8 protein-coding genes are annotated in these 9,554 nt (G+C 61.5%); 2 read left to right on the top strand and 6 right to left on the bottom strand.

From position 1 onward, the window contains the following. Positions 1-176: 176 nt before the first annotated feature. Together DBR18_RS06985 and DBR18_RS06980 are read right to left on the bottom strand one after the other, a co-directional pair. A complete protein-coding gene (locus DBR18_RS06985) occupies positions 177-3,275 on the bottom strand; it encodes an efflux RND transporter permease subunit (RefSeq protein WP_108589803.1) in 3,099 nt (1,032 codons plus the stop codon). A gap of 15 nt (positions 3,276-3,290) precedes the next feature. Beyond that, complete coding sequence (locus tag DBR18_RS06980) at positions 3,291-4,448, bottom strand: efflux RND transporter periplasmic adaptor subunit (protein ID WP_108589802.1); 1,158 nt, start codon at positions 4,446-4,448, stop codon at positions 3,291-3,293. Positions 4,449-4,723: 275 nt separating this feature from the next. On the opposite strand from DBR18_RS06980, the gene DBR18_RS06975 reads away from it, so the two are divergent. Both DBR18_RS06975 and DBR18_RS06970 read left to right on the top strand, forming a co-directional pair. Continuing rightward, the gene (locus DBR18_RS06975; RefSeq protein ID WP_047602328.1) at positions 4,724-5,425 is read left to right on the top strand and encodes a response regulator transcription factor; all 702 of its coding nucleotides are present in this window, start codon (positions 4,724-4,726) and stop codon (positions 5,423-5,425) included. 4 nt (positions 5,426-5,429) lie between these two features. After that, entirely contained in the window at positions 5,430-6,731 is a 1,302-nt protein-coding gene (locus tag DBR18_RS06970; protein ID WP_108589801.1) for an ATP-binding protein, read from the top strand. Positions 6,732-6,849: 118 nt separating this feature from the next. On the opposite strand, the gene pncA is transcribed toward DBR18_RS06970, so the two are convergent. The 4 genes from pncA to DBR18_RS06950 form a co-directional block, all read right to left on the bottom strand. Continuing rightward, a complete protein-coding gene (gene pncA / locus DBR18_RS06965; RefSeq protein ID WP_108589800.1) occupies positions 6,850-7,476 on the bottom strand; it encodes a bifunctional nicotinamidase/pyrazinamidase in 627 nt (208 codons plus the stop codon). A 50-nt stretch (positions 7,477-7,526) separates the two neighbouring features. Then, positions 7,527-8,285, bottom strand: coding sequence for an anti-sigma factor (locus DBR18_RS06960; protein WP_108589799.1), 759 nt, complete (start codon positions 8,283-8,285; stop codon positions 7,527-7,529). Beyond that, a complete protein-coding gene (locus tag DBR18_RS06955) occupies positions 8,282-8,740 on the bottom strand; it encodes a sigma-70 family RNA polymerase sigma factor (protein WP_230679381.1) in 459 nt (152 codons plus the stop codon). The genes DBR18_RS06960 and DBR18_RS06955 overlap by 4 nt, the downstream gene beginning before the upstream one ends. 90 nt (positions 8,741-8,830) lie before the next feature. Beyond that, a complete protein-coding gene (locus tag DBR18_RS06950; protein WP_108589798.1) occupies positions 8,831-9,364 on the bottom strand; it encodes a tetratricopeptide repeat protein in 534 nt (177 codons plus the stop codon). Between the last annotated feature and the right edge of the window lie 190 nt (positions 9,365-9,554).

The raw sequence follows: 9,554 nt of genomic DNA, 5'->3' as shown, positions 1-9,554 counted from the left end.
GGGTGGGTGCGGGCGAGGAAGCGCATGGGGACTCACAGTGATGATCAATCCCTGCACCTTAGCGCACGCAACCGTGCTTTTGTAGGAGCTGCCGCAGGCTGCGATCTTTTGAGCCTTTTTTATCAAAGATCAAAAGATCGCAGCCTTCGGCAGCTCCTACAATGGGATCAGTGGGATCAGTGATGTTTGGTGAAGCGTTGTACGAGCTTCATCACCACCACGAAGAACAACGGCACGAAGATCACCGCCAGCGTCGCGGTGATCATCCCGCCGATCACCCCGGTGCCAATGGCCTGCTGGCTTGCCGAGCTGGCACCGGTGGCAATGGCCAGCGGTACTACGCCAAGGATGAATGCCAGCGAGGTCATGATGATCGGCCGCAGACGCAGGCGCGCTGCCTGCAATGTCGCATCGATCAGGTCATGGCCTTCGTCATACAGGCTTTTGGCGAACTCGATGATCAGGATCGCGTTCTTCGCCGACAGGCCGATGATGGTAATCAGTCCGACCTTGAAGAACACGTCGTTGGGCATCCCGCGCAAAGTCACCGCCAGCACTGCGCCGAGCACGCCCAGCGGCACCACCAGCAGGACCGAGGTCGGAATTGACCAGCTCTCGTACAGCGCCGCCAGGCACAGGAACACGATCAGCAGCGACAGACCGAGCAGGATCGGCGCCTGACTGCCGGACAAACGTTCCTGCAACGACAGTCCTGTCCATTCCTGACCCAGGCCTTTCGGCCCTTGGGCGACCAGCCGTTCAATCTCCGCCATGGCCTCGCCGGTGCTGTGCCCGGGCGATGGCTCGCCGGAAATCGCAATCGCCGGGTAGCCGTTATAGCGGGTCAATTGCGCCGGGCCTTGGGTCCATTTCGCCTGGACGAACGCCGACAGCGGCACCATGTGTCCGGCGTTGTTGCGCACGTGCATTTTCAGCAGATCATCGACCTGGCTGCGCTGATCACCTTCGGCCTGCACCACCACCCGTTGCATCCGGCCCTGGTTGGGAAAGTCGTTGACGTACGAAGAGCCGATGGCAGTAGACAGCGCGTTGCCGATGTCGGCGAACGACACGCCCAGCGCGTTGGCCTGTTTGCGGTCCACCTCCAGTTGCACCTGCGGTGCTTCGGCCAGCGCGCTTTCGCGCACGTTCATCAGCACCGGGCTTTTTTCTGCAGCAGCGAGCAGTTCGCTGCGCGCCTGCATCAATGTCGCGTGGCCGAGACCGCCGCGATCCTGCAGGCGGAACTCGAAACCACTGGATGTTCCGAGGCCGTCGACCGGTGGCGGCAACACTGCAAAGGCAACGGCGTCCTTGATCTGGCTCAGAGCGATGTTGGCGCGGTCGGCAATCGAAGTAGCCGAATCGTCGCTGCCGCGTTCAGACCAGTCCTTGAGGGTGGTAAACGCCAGCGCCGCGTTCTGACCGCTGCCGGAGAAACTGAAGCCGAGAATCACCGTGCTGTCGCCCACACCCGGTTCACTGGCGTTGTGCGCCTCGATCTGCTCGACCACGTGCACCGTTCGGTTCTTGCTCGCACCCGGCGGCAGTTGAATGTCGGTGATGGTGTAACCCTGATCCTCAACCGGCAGGAACGAGGAGGGCAGACGTGCAAAGCACAGCCCCATGCCGATCAGCAGCACGCCGTAGATCAACAGATATCGCCCGCTGCGCTTCAGGGCGTAGCCGACCCAGCCTTGATAGCGATCGGTCAGTTGCTCGAAGCGGCGGTTGAACCAGCCGAAGAATCCGCTCTTCTCGTGATGCTCGCCCTTGGCAATCGGCTTGAGCAGCGTGGCGCACAGTGCAGGCGTCAGGGTCAGGGCGAGGAATGCCGAGAACAGGATCGAGGTCGCCATCGACAAAGAGAACTGCCGGTAAATCACGCCCACCGAACCCTGCATGAACGCCATCGGAATAAACACCGCCACCAGCACCAGAGTGATGCCGATGATCGCCCCGGTGATCTGCTTCATGGCCTTGCGCGTCGCCTCCTTCGGCGACAAGCCTTCAGTGGCCATGATCCGCTCGACGTTCTCCACCACGACGATGGCGTCGTCCACCAGAATGCCGATCGCCAGCACCATGCCGAACATGGTCAGCACGTTGATCGAGAACCCCAGCGCGAGCATGGTGGCAAAGGTGCCCATCAGGGCCACCGGCACCACCAGCGTCGGGATCAGTGTGTAGCGAATGTTCTGCAGGAACAGAAACATCACCGCAAACACCAGCAGCATCGCTTCGCCGAGTGTGTAGACGACTTTGGTGATCGAGACTTTGACGAATGGCGAGGTGTCATATGGAATCTTGTACTCCACGCCGGCCGGGAAGTAGCGCGACAACTCGTCCATCTTCACCCGGATCAACGTGGCGGTCGCGAGGGCATTGGCCCCCGGTGCCAGTTGCACGCCGACGGCGGTCGACGGTTTGCCGTTCAGGCGCGTGCCGAACTGGTATTCCTGGCTGCCGATCTCGACCCGTGCGACATCCTTGATGCGCACGGTGGAGCCGTCGGAATTGGCCTTGAGCACGATGTCGGCGAACTCTTCCGGGGTCGACAACTGCCCCTTGACCAGAATGGTCGCGGTGATTTCCTGCGTAGACGGGTTGGGCAAATCGCCAATGCTGCCCGCCGACACCTGAGCATTCTGCGCAACGATGGCGGCGTTGACGTCAGCCGGGGTCAGGTTGAAACCGATCAGCTTCTGTGGGTCGATCCAGATTCGCATCGCCCGTTCGGCGCCGTACAGCTGCGCCTTGCCGACGCCGTCGATGCGCTTGATCTCGTTCATCACGTTGCGCGCCAGATAATCACTGAGCGCCACGTCATCGAGTTTGCCGTCGCTTGAGGTCAGGGTGATCAGCAACAGGAAGCCTGCGGAAACTTTCTCCACCTGCAAACCTTGCTGATTGACCGCTTGTGGCAGACGCGACTCGACCACTTTGAGGCGGTTCTGCACGTCGACCTGGGCCAGCTCGGGGTTGGTGCCCGGCTGAAAGGTGGCCTTGATCGTGGCGCTGCCGAGGCTGCTCTGCGATTCGAAGTACAGCAGGTGATCGGCGCCGTTGAGCTCTTCCTCGATCAGGCTGACCACGCTTTCATCGACGGTCTGCGCCGATGCGCCGGGGTACACGGCGTAGATTTCGATCTGCGGCGGCGCGACGTCGGGGTACTGTGCCACCGGCAATTGCGGAATGGACAGCGCACCGGCCAACAGGATGAAGAGGGCGACAACCCAGGCGAACACCGGGCGATCGATAAAGAACTGCGGCATATGAAAGCGTCCTGCTTACTGACCAGAGGTCTGGGCAAGTGGAAGAGGGGTGTCGTCGATCTGCACTTTTTCGCCGGGGCGGGCGTGTTGCAGGCCTTCGATGACAATGCGGTCGCCGGGCTTGAGGCCGCCAGTGACGATCCAGCGGTCGTTCTGCACTGCGCCCAGTTGCACTGGCTGCTGGCTCACGCGCATTTGCGGATCGACGGTCAGCACCTGCGCGATACCCGCGCTGTCACGTTGCACGGCGCGCTGTGGCACGGTGATGCCGTTCTGAATGGTTGCCTGTTGCAGGCGCACACGGATGAAGCTGCCCGGCAACAGATCAAGATGCGGGTTGGGGAATTCGCTGCGCAGAATGATCTGGCCGGTGCCCGGGTCGACGGTGATGTCACTGAACAGCAACTTGCCCGGCAACGAATAGAGACTGCCGTCATCCTGAATCAAGGTGGCCTTGACCTGATCCTGACCGACTTCCTGCAATTGCCCGGAGCGGAACGCGCGGCGCAACTCGTTGAGTTCCCGGGTCGACTGAGTGAGGTCGGCGTAGATCGGATCGAGCTGCTGAATCAGTGCCAGTGGCGTGGTTTCGTTCTGCCCGACCAGCGCACCTTCAGTGACCAGGGCGCGGCCGACACGCCCGGAAATCGGCGCGGTGACGGTGGCGTAGCCGAGGTTCAGCTTCGCCCGTTCCACGGCGGCTTTATTGGCCGCCACGTCGGCAGCGGTTTGCCGGGCATTGGCGCGGGCGTTGTCGTAATCCTGGGCACTGATGGCCTTGTCGTCGATCAACTGCGCGTAGCGTTGCTCCTGCAACTTCGCCTGGAAGGCGTTGGCCTCGGCTTTGCGCAGCGCCGCTTCGGCGCTGTCCAGGTCAGCCTTGAACGGTGCCGGGTCGATGCGAAACAGCACGTCGCCCTTTTTCACGTCGCTGCCTTCACGGAATGTGCGTTGCAGCACCACGCCGGCCACCCGTGCCCGCACTTCGGCGATGCGTGGCGCGGCGATACGCCCGCTCAGTTCGCTGCTGATCGACAAGGGGCGGGCCTCGATGGTTTCGATACGCACGGTGGCCGGCGGCGCTTCTTCTTCGGCCTTCGAGGACGAGTCACAGGCGCTCAGCAACAGCGTAGCGGCGATCAGACCGAGCCCGGCCAGAAGATTTTTTGACATGTACCACCCCTAATATTGATGCCCGCATGCTAAGGCCAGACGCGGAGGGTAGCGGTTAAGCTTTGTAGGCGCTGTGTGAAATTGTGTAAGGGTTTTGCTCATGGACGGGTGAGGGCGTATATCCTTTATCCCTTGAAATTTATTGCGACAGATAAACCGCCATCGCGAGCAGGCGAAGGCCTACATTGGAACTGTGTCAGACACGAACCTTGTAGGAGTGAGCCTGCTCGCGATGAGGCCCAAACAGTCGCCACAGCACTTTCCTGGAACACCCCATGCCCAACATCCTCCTGGTCGAAGACGACACCGCCCTCGCCGAACTGATTTCCAGCTACCTGGAGCGCAACGGTTATTCCGTCTGCGTGATCGGCCGTGGCGACCATGTGCGTGAACGGGCGCGGATCAATCCGCCGGACCTGGTGATTCTCGACCTGATGCTGCCCGGTCTCGACGGCCTGCAGGTCTGCCGCTTGCTGCGGGCCGATTCGGCGACACTGCCGATCCTGATGCTGACCGCCCGCGACGACAGTCACGATCAGGTACTGGGCCTGGAAATGGGCGCCGACGATTACGTCACCAAACCCTGTGAGCCACGGGTTTTGCTGGCCCGGGTGCGTACCTTGCTGCGGCGCAGCAGCCTCGGTGAACCGATGACGGTCAATGACCGGATCGTGATGGGCAATCTGTGCATCGACCTGTCCGAACGCACCGTGACCTGGCGCGAGCAACCGGTGGAGCTGTCCAGCGGCGAATACAATTTGCTGGTGGTGCTGGCCCGACACGCCGGGGAGGTGCTGAGCCGAGATCAGATCCTCCAGCGCTTGCGTGGCATCGAGTTCAACGGCACCGATCGTTCGGTGGATGTGGCGATTTCCAAGCTGCGGCGCAAGTTCGACGATCACGCCGGTGAGGCGCGCAAGATCAAGACCGTGTGGGGCAAGGGTTACCTGTTCAGCCGTTCCGAGTGGGAATGCTGAGCTGATGTTCAGAATCCTGTTTCGCCTGTATCTGGTGACGATCGTCTCCTACAGCGCGGCGATCTATCTGGTGCCGGATCTGGTGGTCATGGCGTTCCGCGAGCGCTTCATCACCTACAACCTCGACTATTCGCGCGGCCTGCAATCGCTGATCACCCGGCAGTTCCAGGGCGTGCCGCAGGACCAGTGGCCAGCGCTGGCGCAGTCGATGGACAAGGACTTCCAGCCGCTGCACATCGCTCTGGCGCGCATCGACGACGCCGGGTTCACCGCCCCCGAGCAAGCGCGATTGCGCGCTGGGGAAAATGTGGTGCGTATCGGCGATTGGGGATGGCGCACCCTGGCGGTGACGCCACTGAACGATGACGTCGCCGTACAAATGGTGGTGCCGCCGGATCCGCTGGACGTCAATCTGTTGTACTGGAGCATCAACGTGCTGATCGGCGCGAGCATGCTCGCCTGCCTGCTGCTGTGGATTCGCCCGCACTGGCGTGATCTGGAACGTCTCAAGGGCGCCGCCGAACGCTTCGGCAAGGGCCACTTGAACGAGCGCACGCAAATCCCTGCGCGTTCCAACATCGGCAGTCTGGCCAACGTGTTCGATACCATGGCCGGCGACATCGAGGATCTGCTCAACCAGCAGCGGGACCTGCTCAATGCGGTGTCCCATGAACTGCGCACGCCGCTGACGCGCCTGGATTTCGGGCTCGCACTGGCGCTGTCGGATGACTTGCCTGCGACCAGTCGCGAACGCCTGCAAGGGCTGGTCGCGCACATTCGTGAGCTGGATGAGCTGGTGCTGGAATTGCTGTCTTACAGCCGTCTGCAGAATCCGGCGCAATTACCCGAGCAGGTCGAGGTGTCGCTGGACGAATTCATCGACAGCATTCTGGGCAGCGTCGATGAAGAACTGGATTCACCGGATATCGTCATTGATGTGCTGCTGCACGGTCAGCTCGAACGCTTTTCGCTGGACCCGCGCCTGACTGCCCGGGCCATCCAGAACCTGGTGCGCAATGCCATGCGCTATTGCGAGAAACGCATTCAGATCGGTGTGCAGGTCAGCCCCGATGGTTGCGGGATCTGGGTCGACGACGATGGGATTGGTATCCCGGATGACGAGCGCGAGCGGATTTTCGAACCGTTCTATCGCCTCGATCGCAGCCGCGACCGCGCCACCGGTGGCTTTGGGCTGGGCCTGGCGATCAGTCGTCGGGCGCTGGAAGCGCAGGGCGGGACGCTGACGGTAGAAAGTTCGCCACTGGGCGGGGCGCGGTTCAGATTGTGGTTGCCCACTACTGCCTGACACAAAAACCTGTAGGAGCTGTCGAGAGAAACGAGGCTGCGATCTTTTGATCTCGTTCTTGAAATCAGAATCAAAAGATCGCAGCGTGCCGCAGCTCCTACAGGGAGTGGCGTGTTGGTCAGATGAGTTGGTTTGACTGGATCAGGCCAACGCCGGCCGTCTGCATCCGCTCCATCGCCGCCGCCAGTGAACCTTCCATATCGATGGCGCGACAGGCATCCAGCACCACAAACGCATTGAACCCGGCAGCCCGCGCATCCAGCGCCGAGTACATCACGCAGAAGTCCAAGGCCAGACCGACCATGTACAGCGTGTCGATACCGCGTTCCTTCAGGTAGCCGGCCAGGCCCGTGGTGGTGCGCCGGTCCGCTTCGAGAAACGCCGAATAGCTGTCGATGTCCGGGTTGCAGCCCTTGCGGATGATCAGTTGCGCGTGGGGCAGCTTCAGCTCGGCGTGAAACTCGGCGCCGACGGTGCCTTGCACGCAGTGATCCGGCCAGAGTACCTGCTCGCCGTAGGGCAACTGGATCACATCGTAAGGCTTGCGCCCGGGATGACTCGAGGCAAATGAGGCGTGGCCGGCGGGATGCCAGTCCTGGGCAATGATCACCTGTTTGAACAGGCCACTCAGGCGATTGATCAGCGGCACGATCAGATTGCCCTCGGGTACGGCCAGTTGGCCGCCGGGGGTGAAGTCATTCTGCACGTCAATGACCAGCAGGGCGCTGCGGGGTGAAATCGGCATCGGTGCTTCCTCCTTGGATAATCACGCGCTCAGCATAGTGGCAGCGGCACTCATGCGCTCAACCGCCCGATCAAGTGTCTGGCGAGGTCTTCCAGCGCCGGGGCCGGGTTGTGCCCGATCAACATCCAGGCATGCTGACCTTCGGTCCAGTACACCACGTTCATCTCGTGCCGTCGTTCGTGCGCCAGTGGTCGGCTGCCGCTGTTGGAGCGGGTCACGCAGAGCGCCAGCGGGCCGTGTTTCGCGTCGAGGTAGGTCAGTTGTGCAATCGGCACGCCGTCGTACTCGAGCATTTGTGCGCGCTTGAGTTCGGCGCCCGGCAACTTCACCAGCGCCGGTGACAGATTCAGGCCCAGCCGTGCATCCACCGCACGTAGTTGCGCGCGTTGACTGGCTTCGTCGCCCGGCAGGTGATCGAGGGTCTGCGGCACATACAGCGCCATATAGTCGCCCACCAAGGCGCGCCAATTGTGCGCTTGCTGTGACTGCCAAAGAATAAACAGGCGGTCGGCCAATACGCCGCCCGCCACCAGCGTCGCGGCAGCTGCGCCGATGAACCAGCGCCGGCTCAGCCCCGGCCGCTGGGGCGAGGGGATCGCATCGAGGCGCGCCTGCAAACGCTCCAGTGGCGCCTGTTGCGCCAGTTCGTCATAGGCCTCTTTGTACGGCAGGCTGCTGCGATCAAGCCATTGCACGCGCAGATTCAGCAGCGGATCGTCGGCAATCGCGCTATCGAGCTGGCTGCGATAAGCCGGGTCCAGTTCATTATCGAGGTAGGCCGCCAGTTGTTCGTCGGAGGGTTTGTTCATGGGCGGTCACCTCCGGTGGTTTTCGGCACGGCTTGCAGCGGTGGATATTCGGCCAGCTTCAGGCGTGCGGTGGCCAGGCGACTCATCACCGTACCGATCGGTACTTGCAGGATTTCGGCGACCTCGCGGTAGGACAAGCCTTCAACGTAGGCCAGATAAACGGTTTCGCGCTGGGTTTCCGGCAGGGCGTCAACCCGCCGTATCACCTGCGCCGCCATCACATGAGTCTGCGCGGCATATTCGCCATCGAAGGCCAGTTGCCCGTCGGCATCGACCTGGCCCGCGCCCTGACGCACCCGGCGGGCGCGCACTTCGTTGAGCCAGATCGAATGCAGAATGCTCAGCAGCCAGCGATCCATGCGCGTACCGGCCACATACTGACCGGCGCGTTCCAGCGCCCGCACGCAGGTGGCCTGCACCAGATCCTCGGCCACGTGCCGATTGCGCGACAGCAACAGACCGTAGCGCCATAAACGCGCCAGATGCTGTCCGAGTTCGGCTCTGAATGCCTGATCGCTGACGATGATGGCGTTCCTTTATCTATTTCAGGTTTTCGACGAGTCGTTGATGGCTTCAGCCAGGTCCTGGTATTCCTCGCAGGACGTGCCGCAAATCGATTTGATCTGCTGCAGTTGTTCCTGCGCCAGATCGACGCGGCCTTTGATCACATAGGCCTCGCCGAGGTATTCGCGCACTTGCGCGTACTGCGGATCGAGTTTCACCGATTGCAGGTAATAGCCGATGCCTTCATCGGTACGCCCCAGTTTTCGCGTGGCGTAACCGCGATAATTGAGGGCTTTGGCGGTGTTCGGTTGTTTCAGGGTATCGAGCAGGGCCAAGGCTTCTGCGTATCGACCGTCCTTGGCCAATCTGTAGGCGTAATCGGTACGATCGGCATCGGGCACGGCGCTGCTGGTCTGCATCACGCATTTTTGCGATTTGCTGTCCCAGACCTGGCCTTTTGGGCAGTTGGGCTTCTGCACCGGGGCATCTTCATCACCGTTGGCAAACGCCATCGATGCAGACAACGCGGTTACCAGCAGCAACGGGGCGGCGAACATAACGGAACGGATAGTCATGGGCAAGGCTCCACAGGGGGTTATGTTTCACTTTGAACACCACAGCCCGGGATTTTATTCATTGCTTTGTCAGGCTCTGTTCAAGGTAAGCGCAAATTGTGGCGTTATGCTTAGCAACGCCAGCCGTCCATCCAGCGCTTTGGCCATGACACGGCGCTGACTCACGAGGAACTGCCATGATTGATCAGGT

Origin of the sequence: Pseudomonas sp. HMWF021, from assembly GCF_003061005.1 — a bacterium.
Lineage (GTDB): Bacteria > Pseudomonadota > Gammaproteobacteria > Pseudomonadales > Pseudomonadaceae > Aquipseudomonas.
This window is presented reverse-complemented; position numbering and strand designations above follow the sequence as displayed.

Coding starts and splice junctions, on each gene's coding strand:
- DBR18_RS06985 (WP_108589803.1), bottom strand. CDS start 3,275: ATGCCGCAGTTCTTTATCGATCGCCCGGTGTTCGCCTGGGTTGTCGCC.
- DBR18_RS06980 (WP_108589802.1), bottom strand. CDS start 4,448: ATGTCAAAAAATCTTCTGGCCGGGCTCGGTCTGATCGCCGCTACGCTG.
- DBR18_RS06975 (WP_047602328.1), top strand. CDS start 4,724: ATGCCCAACATCCTCCTGGTCGAAGACGACACCGCCCTCGCCGAACTG.
- DBR18_RS06970 (WP_108589801.1), top strand. CDS start 5,430: ATGTTCAGAATCCTGTTTCGCCTGTATCTGGTGACGATCGTCTCCTAC.
- pncA (WP_108589800.1), bottom strand. CDS start 7,476: ATGCCGATTTCACCCCGCAGCGCCCTGCTGGTCATTGACGTGCAGAAT.
- DBR18_RS06960 (WP_108589799.1), bottom strand. CDS start 8,285: ATGAACAAACCCTCCGACGAACAACTGGCGGCCTACCTCGATAATGAA.
- DBR18_RS06950 (WP_108589798.1), bottom strand. CDS start 9,364: ATGACTATCCGTTCCGTTATGTTCGCCGCCCCGTTGCTGCTGGTAACC.